General features: G+C 42.8%; 17 protein-coding genes. 9 read left to right on the top strand and 8 right to left on the bottom strand.

Translation table 11 applies throughout. The annotated features are described in order from the left end of the window. Positions 1–75: 75 nt before the first annotated feature. Entirely contained in the window at positions 76–471 is a 396-nt protein-coding gene (locus RMZ95_RS16850) for a hypothetical protein (RefSeq protein WP_322675109.1), read from the bottom strand. A gap of 373 nt (positions 472–844) precedes the next feature. Here RMZ95_RS16850 and RMZ95_RS16845 point away from each other — a divergent pair, with 373 nt between their 5' ends. Further along, positions 845–973: a hypothetical protein gene (locus RMZ95_RS16845; protein WP_322682835.1), complete on the top strand. Its 129-nt coding sequence runs from the start codon at positions 845–847 to the stop codon at positions 971–973. Between the two features lie 624 nt (positions 974–1,597). Here RMZ95_RS16845 and ahcY read toward each other — a convergent pair. After that, positions 1,598–2,875 (bottom strand): adenosylhomocysteinase, encoded by a 1,278-nt coding sequence (ahcY, locus tag RMZ95_RS16840; RefSeq protein WP_322682836.1) that lies wholly within the window; start codon positions 2,873–2,875, stop codon positions 1,598–1,600. Between the two features lie 382 nt (positions 2,876–3,257). Between ahcY and RMZ95_RS16835 the strand changes: the two genes are divergently transcribed. The 3 genes from RMZ95_RS16835 (at position 3,258) to RMZ95_RS16825 (ending at position 9,210) form a co-directional block, all read left to right on the top strand. Then, positions 3,258–4,925: a mechanosensitive ion channel family protein gene (locus RMZ95_RS16835; protein ID WP_409882853.1), complete on the top strand. Its 1,668-nt coding sequence runs from the start codon at positions 3,258–3,260 to the stop codon at positions 4,923–4,925. A gap of 287 nt (positions 4,926–5,212) precedes the next feature. Further along, complete coding sequence (locus RMZ95_RS16830; RefSeq protein ID WP_322682837.1) at positions 5,213–8,554, top strand: efflux RND transporter permease subunit; 3,342 nt, start codon at positions 5,213–5,215, stop codon at positions 8,552–8,554. A 218-nt stretch (positions 8,555–8,772) separates the two neighbouring features. Next, on the top strand, positions 8,773–9,210 hold the full coding sequence (locus RMZ95_RS16825) for a DUF6918 family protein (protein WP_322675115.1): 438 nt from the start codon (positions 8,773–8,775) through the stop codon (positions 9,208–9,210). 346 nt (positions 9,211–9,556) lie between these two features. On the opposite strand, the gene RMZ95_RS16820 is transcribed toward RMZ95_RS16825, so the two are convergent. Further along, entirely contained in the window at positions 9,557–10,225 is a 669-nt protein-coding gene (locus RMZ95_RS16820) for an HAD family hydrolase (protein WP_322682838.1), read from the bottom strand. A gap of 256 nt (positions 10,226–10,481) precedes the next feature. Between RMZ95_RS16820 and RMZ95_RS16815 the strand changes: the two genes are divergently transcribed. From RMZ95_RS16815 to RMZ95_RS16795, 5 genes are all read left to right on the top strand, one after another. Further along, on the top strand, positions 10,482–11,096 hold the full coding sequence (locus RMZ95_RS16815) for a Uma2 family endonuclease (RefSeq protein WP_322682839.1): 615 nt from the start codon (positions 10,482–10,484) through the stop codon (positions 11,094–11,096). Between the two features lie 69 nt (positions 11,097–11,165). Then, positions 11,166–11,768 carry a hypothetical protein gene (locus RMZ95_RS16810; protein WP_322682840.1) on the top strand — a complete coding sequence of 201 codons (603 nt, stop codon included), beginning with the start codon at positions 11,166–11,168 and terminating at the stop codon, positions 11,766–11,768. A gap of 36 nt (positions 11,769–11,804) precedes the next feature. Continuing rightward, positions 11,805–11,927, top strand: a complete 123-nt coding sequence (locus RMZ95_RS16805) for a hypothetical protein (protein ID WP_322682841.1) — start codon at positions 11,805–11,807, stop codon at positions 11,925–11,927. 15 nt (positions 11,928–11,942) lie between these two features. Beyond that, entirely contained in the window at positions 11,943–12,359 is a 417-nt protein-coding gene (locus RMZ95_RS16800; protein WP_322682842.1) for an element excision factor XisH family protein, read from the top strand. Then, the gene (locus RMZ95_RS16795; RefSeq protein ID WP_322682843.1) at positions 12,347–12,694 is read left to right on the top strand and encodes a XisI protein; all 348 of its coding nucleotides are present in this window, start codon (positions 12,347–12,349) and stop codon (positions 12,692–12,694) included. The genes RMZ95_RS16800 and RMZ95_RS16795 overlap by 13 nt, the downstream gene beginning before the upstream one ends. A gap of 124 nt (positions 12,695–12,818) precedes the next feature. Here the strand turns inward: RMZ95_RS16795 and RMZ95_RS16790 are convergent, their stop codons facing one another. The 5 genes from RMZ95_RS16790 to RMZ95_RS16770 all read right to left on the bottom strand — a co-directional run bounded on the left by RMZ95_RS16790 (position 12,819) and on the right by RMZ95_RS16770 (position 21,976). Further along, positions 12,819–12,986, bottom strand: a complete 168-nt coding sequence (locus RMZ95_RS16790) for a hypothetical protein (protein ID WP_322682844.1) — start codon at positions 12,984–12,986, stop codon at positions 12,819–12,821. A gap of 263 nt (positions 12,987–13,249) precedes the next feature. Next, the gene (locus RMZ95_RS16785) at positions 13,250–16,912 is read right to left on the bottom strand and encodes a hypothetical protein (RefSeq protein ID WP_409882847.1); all 3,663 of its coding nucleotides are present in this window, start codon (positions 16,910–16,912) and stop codon (positions 13,250–13,252) included. 560 nt (positions 16,913–17,472) lie between these two features. Then, positions 17,473–18,771 carry a P-loop NTPase fold protein gene (locus tag RMZ95_RS16780; protein ID WP_322682846.1) on the bottom strand — a complete coding sequence of 433 codons (1,299 nt, stop codon included), beginning with the start codon at positions 18,769–18,771 and terminating at the stop codon, positions 17,473–17,475. A 460-nt stretch (positions 18,772–19,231) separates the two neighbouring features. Then, a complete protein-coding gene (locus tag RMZ95_RS16775; RefSeq protein ID WP_322682847.1) occupies positions 19,232–20,584 on the bottom strand; it encodes a (Fe-S)-binding protein in 1,353 nt (450 codons plus the stop codon). Between the two features lie 54 nt (positions 20,585–20,638). Further along, entirely contained in the window at positions 20,639–21,976 is a 1,338-nt protein-coding gene (locus RMZ95_RS16770) for an FAD-binding oxidoreductase (RefSeq protein WP_322682848.1), read from the bottom strand. Between the last annotated feature and the right edge of the window lie 516 nt (positions 21,977–22,492).

Raw genomic sequence — 22,492 nt, 5'->3', positions numbered from 1 at the left:
TACCTTTGTTCGTTCTCTACATCCCTTGTAAGAACATTGCTTTCCCTGCTGTTTTATACTTTTATCCGGGCTGTATTAGGTAGTTTTAGGATTTTTATCTGATGCTTCTCCACCAGCAGCTTTCAAGCGACTCAATCTGCTTTTGCGAATCCGTTCACTCTCGCGAACCCCACCCGCCATTTCATATTCGCTGCTATCTTTGCCATATTTAAAAGCAACCCCTCTGACCATCTTATCTGTAAGATTACTGAGGGTTTTCTCCATCGCATCAATTTTAGTTTTAGAAGAATCAATTACAGTTAACGCAGTGTTATAAGCATCAAGCATGGTTCTTAGCTGTTCAATTGCTTGACTCAAATTTTGCAAATCGCAATCATCACCAAAACTCATATTTGAATCAATCGCTTTTAGTCCAGCGGATCTCAACTCAGCTTTTTCGAGAACACGGGATGTACGTTTTTTACGAGACATCAATATATTCCTTAGAGAGGTTTCTAAAGCTACTTTGGCTTACTCAAGCTGTTTTTTGGTTCAGTAAAATTAGCGATCATTATATTTGTTAAAAAAATCCCAATCAATTTGGGTAATTTCTCTATATTTCCAGTTTTTACCTGTTTTTCTTGGCAATTGCTTTAATATTGATGAGGAATATTGCAATGTTGATGAGGAATATTGCAATGTTGATGAGGAACATTGCAATATTTATGAGGAACATTGCAATATTTATGAAGAACGTTGCAATATTGATGATTAATATGGCAATATTGATGATTAATATGGCAATATTGATGATTAATATGGCAATATTGATGCGAATACAACCGACAGAATCTAGAAGTACAAAGTGCAAAACTCAGATACAACGTTTGCAGCCAGTACAAGCAAAGTGCCGCTAGGAATATTTAATCAACAAGTTTGGGCTAAAGATATAGAAGATTTAGGAATAGCAAAAAAACGCCTCAACGACAAATAGAAGAAAAAGAAAGTCAACGATGGTTAGATAGATTAGAGGAAACACAAGATTTAACGTGAGTTCGATGAACCTCTCCCGGACAACCTCCCTCTGTGTCGGCTACCGTGTACACACATCTTGATAATCAAGCCCAAACCCTGGATTTACCCCCTTAGTCCCCCCTTGTCAAAGCTACCGTGTATACACAAGTCGAATCACCCCCCTTAATCCCCCCGATGTATTGGGGGGAAACCGGAAAATCTAGTTCCCTCCCCAATACATACGGGGAGGTTAGGGTGGGGTAATTCGAGGACTAGTAGCGATTCGATAATTTGTGTATACACCATAGCTTGTCAAGGGCGGAAATAAATATCCGGTTCTCCCCCAATGCATCGGGGGAGTTAGAGGAGGTGAGAAGGACTTGTGTGTACACCGTAGCTCCGTGTCGGAGAGGGGAGCCAAAACCCTAATTTATCGTTGCTCCTCCCTTTCTCCGTGGGAGAGGGAGGTTGTGAGGGAAAGGTTCATCGAACTCGCGTTAAGTAAGCTTTTGCACTTTGCGGATTACGCTTGCAGTATGCGCAAAACCAAAAAAAAGGGATAAGCCCAAAAGCTTATCCCTTAAAAAATCAACTAATCAATGTATCAAGTTCCACTTGTCCAAGAATTGATGTACTCAATTTGATCGGGTGTTAGGCTATCAATCGTAATACCAATAGCCTGCAACTTCAACCGAGCAATTTCTTGATCGACTTCAACCGGAATTGAGTGCAAACCAGGTTCCAACTTACCTTTATTCTTCACCAGGTATTCGCAAGCCAAAGCTTGGTTGGCAAAACTCATATCCATTACCGCGCTGGGGTGTCCTTCAGCCGCAGCTAGGTTAATCAAGCGTCCTTGTCCGAGAACGACAACTGATTTACCATTTTTCAATTTATACTCTTCGGTGAAAGGACGAACTTCTTTGATTTCTTTAGCTTGTGCAGCCAAGTATTTCAAATCAAGTTCCAAGTCAAAGTGACCGGAGTTACAAACGATCGCACCATCTTTCATGACATCGAAGTGTTCGCCACGAACGACGTGCTTGTTACCAGTCACAGTGATAAATATATCACCTTGGGGTGCAGCTTCAGCCATTGGCAGGACGCGGAAGCCATCCATTACGGCTTCAATTGCCTTGATGGGGTCGATTTCGGTGACGATGACGTTAGCACCCATGCCACGGGCGCGGAGGGCTGTACCTTTACCACACCAGCCATAACCGACAACAACAACATTCTTCCCAGCCAATAAAATATTGGTGGCGCGGATAATGCCATCTAGGGTTGATTGCCCAGTACCATAGCGATTATCAAAGAAGTGCTTGGTGTCCGCGTCGTTGACGTTGACTGCGGGGAAGGTGAGTACGCCTTCTCTAAACATGGCGCGTAACCGCACGATCCCAGTGGTGGTTTCTTCGGTGCTACCAATCAAATCAGCAATTTGGTGTTGGCGTTGTTGTACCAAAGTTGCAACCACATCGCTACCGTCATCAACAATAATGTTGGGGCGATGATCTAAAGCTATTTGGACGTGGCGGTTATAAGTTTCGTTATCTTCGCCTTTTTGAGCAAAGACGGGAATTTCATGATCGACGACGAGGCTAGCGGCTACGTCATCTTGGGTTGATAAAGGATTGCTAGCAATTAAAAGCGCGTCTGCACCACCGGCTTTCAGAGCGATCGCCAAATGTGCTGTTTCGGTTGTAATGTGGGCACAAGCTACAAGGCGTAAACCAGCGAAGGGCTTTTCGGTTGCAAAGCGATCGCGGATTTGCTTCAAAACTGGCATTTCGCGTCCAGCCCATTCAATGCGCTGTCTTCCCAAGGCAGCTAGGCCGAGGTCTTTAACCTCGTGCTTTAATCGGGGAGAAGTTGCGGTCATCAAAAGTTACCTCAAAAAATTAAAAAAGCTACGTAAGTTTTACGCACTCTACTAGGTTATTCTACTACTGGCGATTTTTGCTTGGATGAAAGCAAATCACTAGTCAAGAATCCTCAAAACTAGCTTGACGTTTGATCGCCGGAATGTCAACTTCCTCTCCAGCTTCTTCCTTTTTGTTTTATCTTTGGTAAGCATAAGACTCTTTTCAGGCTGACATTCTGATTTTCGTCATCTGTCTCAAGATAGAAGACAAAGAAAAAAAATATCAAATTTTCATCAACTCAAGGGAAAACTTCAACTTTAGATAGGTACATCTACCCAAAGGAATTAAGCAGGATAGTTAAAGTAGTAATTAATAGATTTTACTCAAGGAGGTGTTTGAGTGCGCTTTCAATTTTTGGCGTTGGCTTTGCCCGCCGTAGGCATCGCTAGTTCAATGGCTATAGGCATTGTATCTGTGCCAAAAGCCACGGCCCAGATACCTCTTTTACCGCAACTGCAAGCTCCCAGCAGTATTAGTAATGATTCAGATAACAGAGTTGTTTCGGGCTGGATTTATTTAGATGGTCGTCGGTTATTTCAAATAGCGGCAACAAGAACCAACTTTCCTGAGCGTTCAGAAGATATTCAAAAGAAGTTGGAGAAAATTGGTCAAAATTACTTTCAATCACCAGCAAAAACACCAGTCAAGGTAGAAGTTCGCAAAGTAAACGAATTACCAGTAATTTATGTCAACGGTCAATATCTGATGACCGTTACTTCGGAAGATGCGGAACTGCGACAGGTAGATGTATCGACATCGGCAAATCAAGTCGCCGAATCATTACAAGAAGACTTGCAACAAGCCAAGCAAGAAAGGCAAATTCAATCTTTAATCGACCAAGGTAAAATTGCTGGCGGTATCGGACTAGCAATGATTGTTATGAGTTGGGGGGTATATAGTTGGCAGCGGCGTTCCCAAAAGAATTTAGAAAACTCCATTGCCTCTCAACCCCAGAGGGAACTCTTCAATTACCCAAAACCAGCAGATCAAGCAATTACAACACAACTAAATCAACGGCAACAGCAACATCTTCAAGAAGCCAAGAGACGATTGTTTCAGCTCAGTCAAGCCGGAATTTGGGGAGGTGGAAGCTTCTTTATTTTGGGTTTATTTCCCTATACACGAGGTTTGCAGGTAGCAATTCTCACAGCCGCCCAGTTTCCTGTGCGATTAGGTGTTGTATGCTTGGCAACCTATGTAGCAATTCGTTTGACCTACGCCCTGATTGACCGCTTCGCCTCCACACTGATTAGCAGTGGTGCTTTCCTCACTCCAGAAAGTTCTGCACGGTTGCAACTGCGTGTTTCCACTTTTTCTGGTGTAACTAAAAGTATCACTACTGTGATCTGGGTAGGAGTAGGTTTCTTGATCGCGCTGGTATCCTTGGGGATAGATATCGTTCCCTTACTAGCGGGTGCGAGTTTAGTTGGTGTTGCATTGTCTTTGGCATCGCAAAACTTAATTAAAGATGCGATTAACGGTTTTTTGATCATTTTAGAAGACCAGTATGCTTTAGGCGATGTGATTAATGTGGGGAACGTGGGAGGCTTAGTAGAAACTCTGAATCTGCGGATGACCCAGGTGCGGGATTCTGAAGGGCGCTTAATCACGATTCCCAATGGTGAAATTAAAGTTGTTGCCAATCTTTCTAGTCGTTGGTCGCGAGCCGATTTAACAATTCCCATCGCCTACCAAGCCGATACAGAAAAGGCTTTGAACTTGATTGCAACTATCGCCGATAAGATGAATCAAGAAATGCAATGGCAGAGTCAAATTTTGGAACCGCCGCAAGTTTTGGGAATAGATCAATTTGGCGATCGCGGTTTGATTATTCGTGTCTGGATTAAAACACTGCCCCTCAAGCAATGGGATGTAGCACGCGAGTTTCGCCGCCGCCTAAAAGTTGCCTTAGACGAAGCGGGAATTTCGATTTCTGTCCCTCAACAAGCAATTTGGGTCAATGACGAGCAATCGTTAAATTTTTCGAGTAATGGCAAAGATAATTAGAAGTTTAGATTCATTACCGCATTTTTCAGTTGATGAGACTAAACCGTGACTTCTCCTAGCAGGGGAGCATACTTCGACTACGCTCAGTAACCGGGGGAGCAGGGGAGAAGTTGCAGTAAGTCTTTCCCCTCTGCTCCTCTGCCTCTGTCCGCGTTTGCTCCTCTGCCTCTTGTACCCAATCCCCAATCTTGTGCGATCGCCGACATTAAGCCTTAATAAATCCTTATATTAATAAAAAGCTACTACGTTCCTAACCAGTCTGAAACAATTCCATTATTGCTTGATTTATGTTTGTCAATACCTTCATCAGGCGGCCAGTGCTGACGACGGTCTGCACGTTCATTATCTTGCTGCTGGGAAGCATCTGTATACCGATTCTTCCCATTTCTCAGCTACCAGACCTTGCCCCAGTACAAATTACAGTTAGCTCTAACAATATTGGTGCAGATGCTCAAACAACAGAAAATACTGTCACCAACATTATTGAGCGACAAATTAATGGTGTTAAAGATGTATCTTATATATCTTCTAATACGGGTAATGATGGTTCCAGCAATATAACTGTCTCCTTTCCAACTAATGTCAATAGCGATATTGCTCAAGTAAACGTTCAAAATAAAGAAGCACTGGCTTCACCTCAATTGCCTGATACCGTTCAACGAACAGGTGTAACTGTTGAAACAGCATCGAGCAGTTTGCTGCTGGTCTATGGGTTTTACTCAGAAAATAATGAGTATGACAACATTTTTATCAGTAACTATGTCGATTTGTATATTTTCGATCAGATCAAACGGCTTCCTGGTGTAGGAAGTGCCAGGGTTTTTGGAGAACGCAAATATGCGATGCGTCTCTGGCTCGATCCCAACAAGCTTGCCCAACATCAACTAACTCCTCAAGATGTAACAGCTGCCCTGCAACAACAAAATATTCAAGTGGGTGCAGGGTCGATTGGTAAGGAACCAGCACCAGATAATCAAAGCTTTGAATTTGCTTTACGGGCAACCAGTCGATTTAAAGATGCGGCTGAATTTGAGGATATGGTGCTGAAAGTTACTCCAGGCAGTACTACTAGTAGCACCAGTAATAACACTAGTAATAGCACTAGTAATAGCACCAATAGCATTTTAGTTAAAGTCAAAGATGTCGGTCGAGTTGAACTAGGAGCAGAGAACTATCTGGCTGATGCCAAATTCACTATTCCAGGAAATGCTCCCAAGGCAGCCGTGGGTTTGGGGATATATCAACTTCCCGGTAGTAATGCCCTGAACGTTGCTCATGCTGTTGAAGAACAGATCAAAATATTAGAGAAAAGTTTTCCACCTGGACTCAAAGCCGAGTTGGCATTTGATACCACTCCGTTTGTAGAAATTTCTTTAGAAGAAGTTCTGCACACTCTAGTTGAAGCAATTGTCCTAGTGGTCTTGGTAATTTTTGTCTTTTTACAAGACTGGCGTACCACGATCATTCCGACTGTGGCGATTCCCGTTTCCTTGATTGGGACGTGTGCGGCTCTGTTGGTTTTAGGATTTCAAATTAATACACTCACCTTATTTGGTTTTGTTCTCGCGATCGGGATCGTTGTGGATGATGCCATTATTGTGGTGGAGGCAGTTGCAGTCAAACTAGAGCAGGGTATGAGACCCTTTGAGGCGGCTGTGGAAGCCATGAAGGAGTTAACTGGGGCAATCATTGCCACTTCACTTGTACTCATGGCGGTATTTATTCCAGTTGCCTTTATTCCAGGCACTACTGGGATTGTTTACAAACAATTTGCCTTAACCGTTGCTTGCTCCATTGGCATTTCCACCTTCAATGCCTTAACCTTCTCTCCGAGTATGGCAGCCATCCTCATGCGCCCTGCTCAGACTCCACGCGGCCCTTTGGGGTGGTTTTTTACACAATTTAATCGAGGATTTAGCTGGTTCACGCGGCGATATGTCGGGTTTATTAGCTACCTTACCCATATCAAGCCGATTGTAATTGGCGTTTTTCTCACTGGTTTATTAGCAACAGTTTTGATGTACAGAGCAGTACCTACCGGATTTATTCCAGAGGAAGATCAAGGTTACTTCTTTGTCATTGTCCAGGGGCCTGACGGGGTTTCTTTGAAATATACCGAATCTGTGATGAATAAGGTAGTCAAAGAAGTCACATCGGCTCCCGAAGTTAGAGCTAGTTTTATGATCAGTGGCTTTGGTTTCGACGGTAATGCTTCTAATTTAGGTATTGCCTTTGCTAACCTGAAACCCTGGAAAGAAAGAACTGAACAATCTCAATCTGTTTATGGCATACTTCAAAGACTGAACGCAAAGCTATCTACAATTACAGAAGCCAGAGCGATCGCAGTCAATGCTCCTCCAGTGAGAGGATTAAGTACTACGGGTGGTTTTGAGTTTATCGTTCAAGACAAAACCGGCAGTGCGCCGATTGAAAGCCTAATTGATGCTGCTCAAAAATTGATTGGGGCAGCACGTAAAAGCCCTGTTCTCCAAGGAGTCTTCACTCAGTTCACCGCAGATACTCCCCAATTTGACATTCAGGTAAACCGCAACCAAGCCAAAGCTCTCAATGTTGAAATTAACGACATCTTTGGGGCATTGCAAACTTATCTGGGGTCGCAATATGTGAATAACTTCGTGCAGGGACAGCGACAGTATCGAGTATATGTCCAAGCAGATGGAGTGTTCCGTTCTAATCCAGAGGATATTGGCAAGCTGTATGTTCGCTCTGCCAATGGGGCGATGATTCCGTTGAGCAGTTTGGTGAAAATTACTCCCTTTGTCGGGCCGAAAACCATCGCCCATTACAACTTGTACAGGTCAATCAAAGTACAGGGCGCTCCGGCTCCCGGTGCTAGTTCTGGGCAGGCGATTAAAGCAATGGAGCAACTAGCAGCAGAGAACTTACCTCAAGGGTTTGGTTATGAGTGGACAGGCACTTATCTCCAAGAAAAGACATCGGGGGGAGCTACAGGTTTGATTTTTGCCTTAGCGATCGTTATTGTCTTTCTGGTGCTGGCAGCTCAGTATGAAAGCTACGTTGACCCGATTATTATTTTGCTGACAGTTCCTTTGGCAGTTTTGGGAGCAATGACAGCGATTTGGCTGCGTTCCAATATTTTCATGGTAGGTAGCCTCTTTCCCAAGGTAGTAGATGATATCTATTGCCAGGTAGGTTTGGTGACTTTGATTGGTCTAGCTGCAAAAAATGCAATTCTAGTTGTGGAATTTGCCAATCAACTGCATGAGCAGGGCATGAGCTACACGCGGGCGGCGGTGAAAGCGGGGCAAGAACGCTTGCGACCAATCTTAATGACATCCTTTGCAGCGTTGTTAGGATTTTTGCCCTTGGTAATTTCTCAAGGGGCTGGAGCCAGCAGCCGTTGGTCTTTAGGAACAGCGCTGTTTGGGGGGCTGATGCTTTCGACATTCTTGAGTTTGTTCTTAGTGCCAATTCTCTATATTTTGGTTAAGAGCTTGGCTCAGGCTATATTACCTGGGAAGCGAGGAGGTTCAAATCCTCCAGATTCACCAAATGGAGCTTCGAGAACTAGACATGAAGTTCTACCTGCTGGCTCAAGTCAGCCAGAGACGCAACTTAGGTCTCAGGAGGATGGGATAAGCTCTTAAGTCTTATACACAGGGGGCAGAAGTTCTTTAATTTTGAATTTTGAATTTTGAATTTTGAATTGATTTCTCCCCTGCCCCCTTGCCTCTTTTCAACTATGCAGCTTAAAAGCGTATCAGCTTATCCACAACATCTCTAACTCTGATACCATTTTCTGTAATTTCCTGCTTGCTAAAAAAATTAGCCGAATAGAATTAGTACTTAGATAAGGAAGAGTGAAATGGGACTTAGTGAGGGACTTTTGAATCCGACCAAAAAGGCTATGGTCGTAGATGATTGTTGCAACATGATTGAAGGACAGCTTGCATCCAAGTCAGGCATGAGCGGCATCGCTTTGAAAACTGCCTTTGCTGCTTTGAAAGGGATTAAGCCAGGGTATATTCCTTATGTCGTTGAGCAGATATTACCGCAATGCTTTACAGCTCTCGATCCCATCTGGAGTAGAGGCGTAGAGAAAGGCGATCCAGTTGAATATCTGAGTGCAAATCGCTCTGATACAGCAGACGCGCTACTGAGTGTTACCGATGCGAGAGTCAAGAACTCAACCCGCCAAATTGTGCGAGGAACCTATGAAAAACTTCGCGGTTCCGCCAAAAAGCACGTAGAAGAAGCAGTGCCAGATTTAGCTAAGGTAATCAATAATTACACTAAGGTCTGAGCCAAAGGTTAGAGACGCGATTAATCGCGTCTTCTAAAAAAGTGGGAAACGCAGATGCAAAGTAGCTTTTCACCAGATATCGCCTCAAAATTTTACCAACTTCAAATCAAGTCCCGCCCGTTGGATGGCTTTTTCTTTTATAGCAACAGCTAAAATGGTTAGGACATTAACAGATGATAAAATTTAGACACAAAAAGGCTTTTCACCCAGTCCCCAGTCCCTAGTCCCCAGTTCCTTGCTATAACTGTTCTCCAAGATTGACTAGGGCTTTTTGAGTAGTATAATATTGCACAGCTTCGTTAATGAATTGACTGCGATCGCCTACCCTTCTTCCTTCTTTTAATATTTAAGCATTTGCACCCAGAATAGAAGAGTCATAGTGCTGTAGTAAATCTTCTGGATCGTTGTAAATTGCGATCGCAAGCGATAGTTGTTCATCGCTAAAGCCACCGCAGCGCAAAGCAATCACACCTACTCCTACTTTGCCGGCAGACTCAATATCATAAGGAGAATCACCTAGCATCACTACTTTATCGGGGGTCATTTGCCCTTTTTTCAAGGCGGCTTGTACAATGTCAGGGGCAGGTTTAGACGCTTCGGCATCATCGGATGTAGTTACTTCCGATATTAAATCATCTACTTGAGCAATTTTGAGTAATATGTCAAGTTCTTGAGAACTTGCTGAACTAGCAACAACTAGATGTAATCCCGATTTTTGCATCTTTAATATTAAGTCTCTGGTACCATTGGCAGGAGTAATTTGCGATGTAAATTTGTTCAATATGAGTTCTTTGCGCCGTTTAGCGATCGCTTTGCCAGTTCCTTCTTCGCTATTTAATTCTGGCGCTACTTTGGGAATCACTTGATCTCCACCCATACCTATAAGTGGTCTGACTTTTTCAAATGGCACTTCTAAGCCATAAGCTGCAAATGCTTCTACCCAGGAATTTGCATGAACATCATTACTTAATACCAGTGTGCCATCAATATCTAAAATCACTCCCTCTAAAGCCATGAAAAACCTCGACTGACGTTTTGTTTCATTGATGATGGCATGGCAAATATTTTAGTTCATCGTCCCATCAGAAGAGAACAGGGTAAGAGTTGAGAAGGCGATCGCTTATAATTACAGCAGATTGCAAGTAAGTGAACTACAAGCAGCACTGATTCATCAAACATAAAAAGCTTCTTTCTAACTCCTGCCCCCTGCTCCCTGCTCCCTGCCCCCTGCCTCCTGCCTCCTGCCTCCTAAACGAATCCTTGAGGTCAAGATGGTACAAACACCCGCTAGTCCAGAAACCGAAACTCTATTGATTGAGTTGCCTAAGTCGATTGGGCTGTATGTTACCCAAGAACAGTTTGCTGCTTTAGCCGCAGCCAACCGAGACTTGAGACTAGAAAGAACCGCACAAGGAGAATTAATAGCGAACCCACCAACAGGCTGGGAAACTGGGAGACGTAATTGGAGTATTTCTGGCGAATTGTATTTGTGGTGGCGTAATGCAGGCGAACCTGGTAAGGTCTTTGACTCTTCTACAGGCTTCATTTTACCCAATGGTGCGACTCGCTCCCCCGATGCCTCTTGGGTGAGTGGAGAACGATGGCAGGCGCTTACTTCGGCACAAAAAGGAACGTTTGCTAATATCTGCCCCGATTTTGTAGTTGAGTTACGCTCTAGTTCAGATACCCTCAAGTCCCTGCAAGATAAATTGAGGGAGTATATCGACAATGGCGCGAAACTTGGTTGGTTAATCGATCCGCAGCAGCGACGGGTGGAAATTTATCGACTGGCTAAGGATGTGGAAGTGTTGGAAAATCCTGCCCAGTTGTCGGGTGAAGAAGTTTTACCGGGTTTTGTCTTGAATTTGCGTCGGGTTTGGGATTGAAAGCATCTTGCTTCTGAATTCTGAATTCTGTATTCTTCTTCAAATAAGAAAATAGTAGGGAAAATCCTGATGCCTTATAGTAAATTTACCCTCAGTAAAGCTGTAGAGGATTTTCAACTCACTATCATTGAAGGCGATCGCTTTCTGCCTGAAATTTCCCCAGTCAATCCAAGTTCTTTACTCAAAGATACACTGATAGAAACGCTGCCTTGGGCGATCGCAGTCAGTACTGAAAAAGCGCGTTCTGAAGGTATTATCAATCCAGTTTTGTTAGAAGTCAAACGTCAGTTCAAAGGACAAATTAGTGTCTTTTCGGGTGAAGAGTTCAGCGTGCAGCCAGAAATTGATTTGACGGGTTATGTCGATTTTCTCATTAGTCGCTCTCCAGAGCAGTTGTTTATTAAGGCTCCTGCGGTGGTTTTGGTGTCAGCGAAGAAAGAAGACCTTAAACCAGCACTGGGACAATGTTTAGCCGAGATGGTAGCAGCTCAACGTTTTAATCAACAGAAGCAGCAGCCGATTTCAACCATCTACGGAACGGTAACGAGTGGTACAGTTTGGCGGTTTCTTAAACTAGAAAAGCAAACTGTGACGATTGACCTGACCGATTATCCACTGCCACCTGTTGAGCAAATTTTGGGCAAACTGGTTTGGATGGTGCAAAATGGCTGATGCAGGCAGGCGATCGCATCTAGGCTTTGAGAGTAGATGAGACTGCAAGTAAACCCCGATCGCACAATTGGGGAAGCAGTTAAAATCGAGTTACTCTGGCTACTAGAAAAAGCGATCGCTCTTTTGCTTGGTGTGATAGGTTTAAATTGCACCTTCTAGATCGGATCGTTTGTTGTGGCTAAGGATCGTTTTCATCAAGTTGTTAAGACGGCTCTTGCTAAGGATGGGTGGAATGTTACTCACGATCCGCTTCAGATTAAAGTAGGTGGTGTAGATATGGAAATTGACTTGGGGGCAGAACGATTACTGGCAGCGGAGCGAGGAGATAAAAAAATTGCGGTTGAAGTCAAAAGTTTTTTGGCTAGTGCATCGGCAATTTCAGAGTTTCATACAGCACTGGGGCAGTTTATTAACTATCGGGCTGCATTACGTCGTCAAGAACCCGATCGCATTCTCTATCTAGCCGTCCCCGATCTAATCTATAACAGCTTCTTTCAACTTGATTTTCCAGCCTCAATGCTACAAGAAAATACCGTAAAAATGATTGTTTACGACATTGAATTGGAGCAAATTTCCCAATGGAAGAACTGACGGATAAATTAAAGAACTATCAGCAAATCGTGCAGCAATTGTTGATGGGTTACGCAGAAGTTAAGCCAGCTTATGGTGATATTGAGGTTGAGACTATCTTTGATACGCTGCGAGATCGCTATCAAATTGTGCATCTGGGTTGGCAGCATAAGCGCTGGGTACATCATTGTGTAATGCATCTGGATATTCGGAATGAGAAAATCTGGATTTTTTACAATTCAACCGAGCATGATATTGCGGCAGATTTAGTCGATTTGGGCGTGCCAAAACAAGATATTGTGCTAGGTTTTCATCCTCCTTTCATGCGTGAAATGAGTGACTATGCAGTGGGTTAAAAGCTAATACAGTTCAGATAAGACCAAAACACTTGTAGAGACGGCGATTTATCGCGTCTCAAAACCCAATATTTTGTACCAATAACCCTTAACCCAACCGTATTGGGCTATAAAAGCAGAAGGATTAAAGAAGCGATCGCCAATGGACAAGTACAAGTAGTGCCATTGCGCTTTGGTTAAAATCGCTTTGATTCAATATCAAAGGGCGATCGCAAAATATTGCTTGAGCTACATCGAATAGATAGAGGCGATCGCCTATCCGACAATGAAAATCTGTTTTCAGGCAACGCATTGCTACCGGATCGAGCTTGTGATTCCTTCTCTTCCCTTCGGAACGCTACGCGAACGAGACGCTTTGCGATCGTTGCACTCGCAATAACGTTTTATCTGGCTAGCTGATATAGCACAAGTCTTGGTGGTTAGGAAATCAACAGACGATAAAACTTAGACACAAAAAGGCTTTTCACCCAGTCCCCAGCGATGCACTGAGCTTGTCGAAGTGTCCCCAGTCCCTTGCTATATTAATCCGGCGATGCATAATTTTTCACTTGGTTTTTACTTAATATCATCACAAAGACGCTTGTCGCGCTCGTTCAAATTCGGGTTATTCTGCAAATAATCATGCAGCCAATTGCAACCCCGCACTAGCAAGTGGTCTAAATTCTCCACAGGCCACAACCGCGCTGTCTTGTCAAATGATGCCGTGGCGATGGTTTTGCCGTCCGGGCTGAAACTCACACTCCAGACTGTGCCTTGATGCCCTTGCAACTGGTTACGTTCTTTAATTTTATTGAGAATACTATCCAAAGCATAAATAGGGCTGATAGCTGGATATTTTTCTAGAGGGCGACCATCTTTTACCAGACTTTTTAATTCTTTACCAGTCTGCATTGCTGACACCAGCGATTCTAACTCGGTATACTCAAACTGTCTTAAAGCGTTAACACCTGCCCGTTCTAATTCCGTTCCCTTTTGTGCTTCTTTACGTGCTGCTTCTGCTCCTTGTGTTGCTTTATTTGCTTGTGCAAGTTTTTCTTGCGCTTGGTCGAGAGTGGTTTGGGCTTGTTGAGCTTGAGATTCTGCTTGCTGTTGTTTTATCGCTGCTTGTTGTAATTTTACTTCAGCAGTTTTTATTTTTTCGCTTGCCGTTTTAATGCTTTCCTGTGCTTGGGCATTTTTCTCTTGTAATTCTGAGGCTTTCTGGTTTACTTCTTCCAAGTCTGCTTTAGCAGCCAGTAAGTTTTGGTTTGCCTGTTGAGTTTTCTGCTTTGCTAATTTCGATTCTTTTTCTGCGGCTTGCTGATTTTTCTGCGCTGCTTGAAACTTTTGCTCTGCATCCTTCTTTTTAGTTTCTAATTCCTGCGCTTTCTTCTGTATTTCTACCTGTTCTTTTTGCGTAGCTTGCAAGCTTTGAGTTACTAATTGGTATTTATTTTCAGCCGTTTTAAGTGTATTTTCTGCCTGTTGCTTTTCATCATCAGCATTTTTAGCCACTTGAATTTGACTCACTGCATATAAAGATGATATACCTGCGAATAATAATAGACACACCGCTAAACCAGAACTCACCTTCAGCTGCATCTGCCCTTGGCGAATTTGTCGCTTGGCTTCTTGTTGAGCATCAACTAAAATTTGCCTCGCATCTTGTTCACGCTTCAGTTTATCTTCTGCTTGCAAGCGCTGTTCTCGCTCTTTAGCTAGTTCTGCTAATATTTCATTACCCTGTTGTTGGCGAATAAACGATACAAGATAATCATGAACCAATTGATAACGGTCAGCAGGCGATTCTGGTAACAGCAATACTAACCTTGATGCCACAAAAATCTCTAACACCAAATCTAATTTATCGGCTTCTGCTGGCAAATCTGCCGCTAACTCAGCACGAGTCTTGAGGGGACGAGTACCATTTTCATCTGTGAGTAAATATAAAACCAGTCGAGCAACCTGTTCATTTTCCGCGCCACAATCTTGAATAACTTCTTCTAAAAATCGCTCGACCAGTTTTTCTTTAGTGCCAAATTGACGATATTTATCTAAACTTGTAATTTTCTCAGTTTGCAATTGCGTCCCCACAATTTGCAACTCAATCGGGCGTACTTCCCCCAAATCACCTGCTAAATCCCGCACTAATTGATCGATGAGCGCAGGCTCTAGGTAAAAATGAGAGCGTTCTGTTAAACTCTGCACAACAGCTTTAGCATCATCTGGCGAAAAGTTACCCAAGTAATAGCGAATGTTTTTATCGAGAATATTATTATTAATTGCAGTCAAATTAAACAGACGGTCTAATTCTAATAAATAATGTAAATAATCTTCCCGCAAAGACAGAATGACTTTGACAAAAGGAATATCTAGACAAACTCGTAAAAACTCATAAAATGCTCGTCGTTGACCTTGGTCTGGATAAACAAAGAAAAACTCTTCAAACTGGTCAAACATTAAAACTGTCAATAAATTTCGGTCAGCATTTTTCCGTAATTGTTCTAAAATAGCTGCTGAAGAATCAAGATTAACAGATAATTGATTTCCTCTGACTTCCTCAAAAGCCTTAGCCAAACTCTGCCCCAACTTCCCCACCCAATCTGTATAAACTCGCAACAAAATAGGTAAAGCATCTCGTTCGCCAATTCCTTGCTGTTGCAACGCCGGGATTAATCCACCCTGCAAAATTGAACTTTTCCCCACTCCTGACTGACCATGAATTACAGTCAATTTATGCTCAGTCCCGCCAATTCTTTCTCGCAACCGCTTCACATCTTGTCCCCGACCAGAAGCAGCAATTTCTTCAGCTATTGTTTCAGGATTTTCTACTTGCAATGCAGAACTAATTGCTTGTCGCTGCGGATTAAGATAAGATGCACCAACAAAGGCGCGTAAACCATACTGTTGTTCAATTTGTAACTGATCTTGCTTAATATAAAACGCTTTGAGATATTCACCTTGCTCAAAGTAGAGTGAGCGTAACCTTTCTAATATAGATATATATAATTGTGGGTTATACTGATGATTAATTTCAGCTTTTGCAGTTTTTAAATTAGTAATTGCTGCTTGAAATTCACCTAAACCCTGTTGAGATTTGGCTAAAATAAACCGATACAAGCCAAATTCATTTGATTGTAAATTAGGTATCTCAGCTAATATTTGCAATGCTTGCCCTGCGAGTTGATGAGCTTCATCCCAGCGTGACTGCTCTAAAGCTATTTCTGCCAAAAAGCCATAATCTTTAGCCAACTGCAACGGCGTGCCATAATTTTGATGTAGCGGCAGAGACTTTTCCACAAGGCTTTGCAACTCTAACCATGCTTGTAAACGTCGTAGCACTTCACCCAGTTTAGTAATATGTTTTGCAACTAAATCTGTACGTTGTGCTTGTTCAAAAATTTCAATCGCTTGCTGAAAGTAATTTCTCGACTCTTGCCAATAGCGTTGATTTTCTGTCTGATTTTTTTCGGCTTGACGGTTATAAGCTGAAGCAATATTAACGAGTAATATACCTTGTCGCTCTAAATAATTACTTCGTCGCCAGAACTCCAAGCTTTGTTGATAATATGCTAAAGCAGAATCTATCTGGTCATGTAGATAATCATTCAAGCCAAACAAAAACTCTAAACTTGCTTGAAGTGCTGCTTCTAATACTTCTCCTCGATTTTGCAAATCTTCACGAGCGGTTTCTAATTCTCGGCACATTTGAGAATTAGGCGTTACATCATCAGCAAAGATTTCATCAGTCTTTTGCTGAAGGAAGTTGACTAATTCATCCGTAGGGTTTTCAAACTCAATGATAGTTGCCCAATTTTCTAAATCAGTTGCTAATCGAATAAATTTTTGCAGAACTGAATCATTAACCCACAACAATATCGGAAACGGGAAGTTTTTTCTAAACTCCTCCCGTACTTGGTTCGCTGAAGTCAGAACTGTATCAATATTTTTAACTGACTCCAAACCAAAAACCATCAATGCAGGTGGCTGTTCATCTCCCAATTGTTCGCGTATATTTGTGTAAAGCGTTTTGACTGATGCAGGTAAAGTAATTTCGTGAATCTGTACAGGAGATAATTGATGTAGACGTTGCACCATCCGCTGACGTAAAGCAGCATAGTTACAGCGCAATATAATCAGCGAAAACTGCCCCTGAGAAAAGGTAATTGCTCTGACTAAAGTTTGTAATGAACTCTGATTATCAAAAGCTAAATTTTCCGGTTCTTGCTGATTACTCATAACATACAGCAGTTTTCTTTTGCATAAAGTATAAAATTATGGGTTTGGAAGCAGGAGGCAGGGGGCAGGGGGCGGGGGCAGAAAGGGCGATTTTTGCTAGTTGTAAAAAGCTGTAGTTGTGAAAATGACAACTGACACGGCTCCCGCACTTGTCGATCTAGCTCCCGCACTTATTGATCTAGCTCCCGCACCTGACTTATCGCGGTATCTGGAAAACCTCACTTCTATTTCTCTCTTCCTTTAAGGCTACGGTGTACACACAAGTCTGAAATAGCTGATTAACCAGGGTTTTACCCCACCCTAACCCTCCCCTTATAAAGGGGAGGGAACTAGATTTACGGTCTCCCCCCTTTATAAGCTACGGTGTACACACAAGTCTGGAGTCGTTTACGAATCTGGTTTTTACCCCACCCTAACCCTCCCCTTGCAAAGGGGAGGGAATTAGATTTCCGGCTTCCCCCCTTTGCAAGGGGGGATTGAGGGGGGTAATTCGACTTGTGTGTACACCGTAGCCCTTTATAAGGGGGGAGTAAGGGGGGTAATTGTTCATATACGCCGATTTATAACCTAAATTCCTTGGCTTCAGCCAAAATCGGATTGACATCAAACCAAGAACCATCTTCATTTCGGTATTCAAATACAAACATACTGCGAAGCAAAAGTTCGTATCTTTCATGACCTCTCAAGCTTTTCTTTTGCGCCACCTCACGCAGTACTTCCCATTCATCAGGCGTAATTGCCAAAGTTAGCTCATTACGGCGTTGTTTAATCACCCTATCCACGCACTCCCGCGACAAAGGCGGGTCTTCTTGCTGAAGACAGCGAAACAATAACATCAACAAGTTACGCAAATGACCGCCGCTAACTCGGCAAAGTCGCTCTAAAGTATCAGAATTATCAAAAACCTCGGTAATTAAATGCTGGCTTTGTTCCCAACTAACACCAGGAAAAGCCCTCGCCATCACCATCTGTTGCAGCAGCGTGATTCCTTGTGAGAATTGCAAACCATCTTGTAATTGCACAGGAACCATCGGCAAAACCTTGGGGTCTACGCCAAAGCGATTTGTTAGCCTTCCTAAAGCGTTGGAAAAAATCAACACTAAGGGAATCGTATAAACAACATGACAATTTAGCTGGTTTAACTGTTCGCCCCGTTCCACAAAGAGATATTCTGGCTGGTAATAACCGGAAGGCTTCAAAGAATTATCTACTCTGTCGAGATTATCTATAATTACCACCAGTCCTTTTTTACCTTGCTGCTTAAGTTTCTCTCTCGCAGGCTTGAGCAATTCTTTATTAATTGATTCTAAAATGCCGTTGGTGCGCGGTTCTAAATATTGCCGTAACTGAGCGCGAAGTTTGGGACTATCTTTAGTTTTGGCAGTAATTTTGGCAATACCTACAGATAACTCTCCCCCAAGCTCTATCGGCGTTTGCAAAAATTCACCAAGTTCAGTAAACAGAGTTTGAAAGTATCCAGGCTTGAGGTTAATTTTGATTGCTTCCAGACTTTGACTAACCTCACGAGCTACTGCTAATAAAATATCTGTAACATCAATATCAGCCATATCCAAGCTTTGGCTAGACTCGAAATAAACCACATGAAATCCCTGCTGTTCTAACTCTGCCTTTAGCCGCAGTAATTCAGTGGATTTGCCACAGCCGATATGTCCGGTAAACAATTGACAAGTGGGTTCTTCAGGTGAAAGGCGAGTGATAGTTCGCCCAAGTTCCTCAATAATTTTGGCACCACGCACTTTAGAGAAATCAATATAATATTGTCTATCCTCCGGTTTGCTTACAACCAGAGTTTTACTGGGGTTGCAAGCTTGAAAAAACCTGACTAAATCTAGTTTCATCACAAATTACCCGAAATCAGCTTGACGCTCTAGCCCATTTCAGTGATTATACAGACGACAAAGCGGCTATTTCGGAAAAAAGTCTTTAAGCTGGCTGATTAAGGGACTTCCAATAAAAAAATATCCCAATAGTAGGGGCGCACAGCTGTGTATTGGTATCAAATTAATGCGAAATCCTTGGTATACACATAAGTCGAATTACCTCCCTTAATCCCCCCTTGTAAAGGGGGGAAACCGGAAAATCTAGTTCCCTCCCCTTTACAAGCTGAGATTCAAGTATGTTGCACCAATCTTACAGGGGAAATCGAAAATCTAGTTCCCTCCCCTTTACAAGGGGAGGGTTAGGGAGGGGTAAAACCTACGCATAAACCCAAATGAGTAAAATATTTCAACTTGTATGTACACCGTAGAGTTAGGGAGGAGGGGAGCCAAAGCTGCGCTTTGGCTCTTTGGGGTGCTTTTACTTTAACTTTTCACCGCGAATCGAATAATCTAACAACTCCATCGGGTGAATAACTGAAATCTTCTTACCTTGCAACTGTAAATGCTTGGTAATCTGCAAAGTACATCCCGGATTAGCAGAAGCAATTAACTCAGCACCAGTATTCAACAAATTTTCTACTTTTTGCCGGCCCAATTCTTCAGACACTTCTGGTTGCAGCATATTATAAACTCCGGCACTGCCACAACATAAAGCTGCATCTATTGGTTCTCTCAACTTCACCCCTGGAATTTGTCGCAATATCTGACGCGGTTGGACGCTAATCTTTTGTCCGTGCAATAAATGACAAGCATCTTGATAAACTAAATTCAATGGTTGATCGGTCAACGGTGAAAGTTTCGCTGTTAACCCAACAGTTGCCAAAAATTCTTGAGCATCTTTAACTTTAGCGGCAAAAGCCTTTGCCTTTTGTCGATATTCTGGGTCATGTTCTAAAATATGACCGTACTCTTTTAAAGTATGACCGCAACCAGCAGCATTGATAATCACGAAATCTACATCTGTTTTGGCAAAACTATCAATCATCTGTCTTGCTAAAGCTTTCGCCTGTTCTGTTTGTCCTTGGTGTTCGGGAAGCGCCGCACAACAACCTTGAGACTTAGGAATCACAACTTCACAACCATTCGCTGTTAAAACGCGCACTGTCGCTTCATTTACAGGGGAGAAAAACAGTCGTTGGACGCAACCCAAAATTACCCCGACTCGATACCGCTTTTCACCTTTAGCAGGAATCACAGTAGGCAGATTATCTTGAAAAGATTTGAGAGTAATTTCTGGCAGAATTGATTCCATTGCTGCCAAACGGGGCGATATTTTATTCAGTAAACCCGTAGCCCGAAATAACTTAGGAAATCCTAACTTTTGATAAACTAACAACGGAACTAATAAAACCCGTAAAAGATTGGGATAAGGAAACAGAGAAAATATCAGTTGGCGAAAAAATCGATCTGGTAAACTGCGGGGATAATTTCGTTCAACTTGATGGCGAGTTGCAGAAATTAACTTGTCATACTGCACGCCAGAAGGACAAGTACTCACACAAGCAAGACATCCTAAACAAGAATCAAAATGTTCTACTGTTGCGGTATTGAGAGCAATTTCACCCTCATTAATTGCATCCATTAAATAGACGCGTCCTCTAGGAGAATCCATCTCCTTACCCAGCACCCGATAACTAGGACAAGTCGAAAGACAAAATCCACAATGTACGCAACTATCAATTAACTTCGGATCGGGTGGATGACTCTCATCAAAGCCCTTCAAATTCTTTAAAGTAGCCGTATTATTAACAGAATTTTTTGAAACTTGCATATATTCTTTTCCCCTCTCTATCTCAGCGTTCTTTGTGTCTTAGCGGTTCGTTGCTTAAATTCCACCCACAAACCGGCCAGGACTTAAAATATTCTTACTATCAAACTGTTCCTTAATACGGCGCATCAACGGCAAAGCATTACCCGTATAACCCCAAACATCTATTTGTTCTTTAACCGCAACTGGTGCTGACAGAATTGTTAAAAAACCACTACTTGCTTGAGTGGCATTGTTTCCAGGAAAGCCTAAGCGATCGCGGATTTTTAAAACTTGATTTTTACTCTCTAATTGTAACAAACCTAAACCACTACTAATATGAATTAAACCCAACTCCACTTGAGTCAAAATCTCCACAGCAGCAGTAGGTAACACTCCTATTTTGCAGCTAATTACCGATTCTGTAGCAGTAGTATGTATTCGTTCTTGCAATCTCTGCCATAGATTAGCCTCATCACCATCGGTAAAAATTGCCCCATTTAACCCTAACTTTTGTCCAACTTCCAAAACTCGGTTTGATTGTTCCTTAACACTCTCACTAATACTTTGAAACCGAGCAATTAATCCCAGTCCTTCACCCAATCCTAAACTAGACACCAATTTAGTTGATAGCAAATCAGCCTGAACTGGTGTTAACGCCGAACCTCGAAGGATATTAGCCGCTTGAGATACAGCCTCAGCTTTCCCAGTTAGTATCACCGTCCCCGATGCCTCGGCTAGCGGATACAGGCGAAAAGTTAATTGACTAATAAAGCCTAATGTGCCATAAGACCCGGTAAGCAACTTCATCAAGTCATATCCAGCAACATTTTTTACTACTCTTCCCCCAGCTTTGGCGATTTCTCCATCAGCACGGACAAATGTAATACCTAGTAACTGGTCGCGTACACTGCCATAACGTTGCCGCAGAGAACCTGTATCACCTGTAGCAACAATACCGCCAATGGTTGCTGACTCTGGTGCTGTCGGGTCAAGGGCGAGAAATTGCCGCGATTTTGCCAAAAGTGCTTGCAAATCAGAGAACTTCATCCCAGCTTCGACTGTGACAGTCAAATCGCCAACAGCGTGTTCAATTAGTTGGTTAATGCGTTCTGTACTAACTACAACATCAATACTTTTTGCTAAACCACCCCAGCTAAGTTTACTGCCACTACCACAGGGAAGGACGCGCCAGTTATTTGCATGAGCCGCGGTCATGACTGCGGCTAGCTGTTCTTGGTTGCGGGGATAGACAATACAACTGGGTGAATTTCCAGAAGCTATAGCTTGTTGGATACGTTTTTGCTGACTGAATTCGATATTTTCCCAAAGGCAAATAGCATTTTCTTCACCGACGATAGATGCAAGTTCGGAAGCGCAGACGCCTTGCGGCTTGTCGTTAGACATCGCTTTCATTGAGTTTATTTTTTTACGCCCTCCTTCTAATTTACTGGCTAACCTGACCAAAAAAGCGCATTGCCATTAATATACGGTGGCTTTAATATGAAAGCGATTCCTACGACTGGTTGCGCCCCTACGACAGGTGGAATTCAAATAGATGAAACTGCTGTAAGAGGTTGTTTGAAGAGTGGTTGGCTGTGATTTTAGGCACTTATCGATCCCCCCAACCCCCCTTAAAAAGCAGGGTGGTTTCATACAAGCAGAGAAAAACTAAAACTGGGTTTCAAAGCCTCTCCCCCCGTGGAGGAGAGGAATGGAAGTGAGGGAAAAAGCCATGCCACTTTCACGAGAAATCAAGACTTATATATTTTTCTTTTTTCGTATGAAACCACCCTGCCCAACCCCCCTTAAAAAGGGGGGCAAAACCTTTCAAAGTCCCCCAATTTATAGCAACAGCCAACGTGGTTAGGACATTAACAGATGATAAAACTTAGACACAACAAGACTTTTCACCCAATCCCCAGTCACCAG

Origin of the sequence: Nostoc sp. DedQUE07 (genome assembly GCF_034530975.2) — a bacterium.
Lineage (GTDB): Bacteria > Cyanobacteriota > Cyanobacteriia > Cyanobacteriales > Nostocaceae > Nostoc.
The sequence above is the reverse complement of the archived record's forward strand: the minus strand, read 5'-3'. Positions and strand labels throughout refer to the sequence as shown.

Bases quoted from the DNA above. Each gene is read 5' to 3' on its own strand.
- ahcY (WP_322682836.1), bottom strand. From the start codon at position 2,875: ATGACCGCAACTTCTCCCCGATTAAAGCACGAGGTTAAAGACCTCGGC.
- RMZ95_RS16795 (WP_322682843.1), top strand. From the start codon at position 12,347: ATGGAAGAACTGACGGATAAATTAAAGAACTATCAGCAAATCGTGCAG.
- RMZ95_RS16815 (WP_322682839.1), top strand. From the start codon at position 10,482: ATGGTACAAACACCCGCTAGTCCAGAAACCGAAACTCTATTGATTGAG.
- RMZ95_RS16790 (WP_322682844.1), bottom strand. From the start codon at position 12,986: ATGCGTTGCCTGAAAACAGATTTTCATTGTCGGATAGGCGATCGCCTC.
- RMZ95_RS16830 (WP_322682837.1), top strand. From the start codon at position 5,213: ATGTTTGTCAATACCTTCATCAGGCGGCCAGTGCTGACGACGGTCTGC.
- RMZ95_RS16820 (WP_322682838.1), bottom strand. From the start codon at position 10,225: ATGGCTTTAGAGGGAGTGATTTTAGATATTGATGGCACACTGGTATTA.
- RMZ95_RS16825 (WP_322675115.1), top strand. From the start codon at position 8,773: ATGGGACTTAGTGAGGGACTTTTGAATCCGACCAAAAAGGCTATGGTC.
- RMZ95_RS16850 (WP_322675109.1), bottom strand. From the start codon at position 471: ATGTCTCGTAAAAAACGTACATCCCGTGTTCTCGAAAAAGCTGAGTTG.
- RMZ95_RS16780 (WP_322682846.1), bottom strand. From the start codon at position 18,771: ATGAAACTAGATTTAGTCAGGTTTTTTCAAGCTTGCAACCCCAGTAAA.
- RMZ95_RS16785 (WP_409882847.1), bottom strand. From the start codon at position 16,912: ATGAGTAATCAGCAAGAACCGGAAAATTTAGCTTTTGATAATCAGAGT.
- RMZ95_RS16805 (WP_322682841.1), top strand. From the start codon at position 11,805: ATGAGACTGCAAGTAAACCCCGATCGCACAATTGGGGAAGCAGTTAAA.
- RMZ95_RS16775 (WP_322682847.1), bottom strand. From the start codon at position 20,584: ATGCAAGTTTCAAAAAATTCTGTTAATAATACGGCTACTTTAAAGAAT.
- RMZ95_RS16810 (WP_322682840.1), top strand. From the start codon at position 11,166: ATGCCTTATAGTAAATTTACCCTCAGTAAAGCTGTAGAGGATTTTCAA.
- RMZ95_RS16770 (WP_322682848.1), bottom strand. From the start codon at position 21,976: ATGAAAGCGATGTCTAACGACAAGCCGCAAGGCGTCTGCGCTTCCGAA.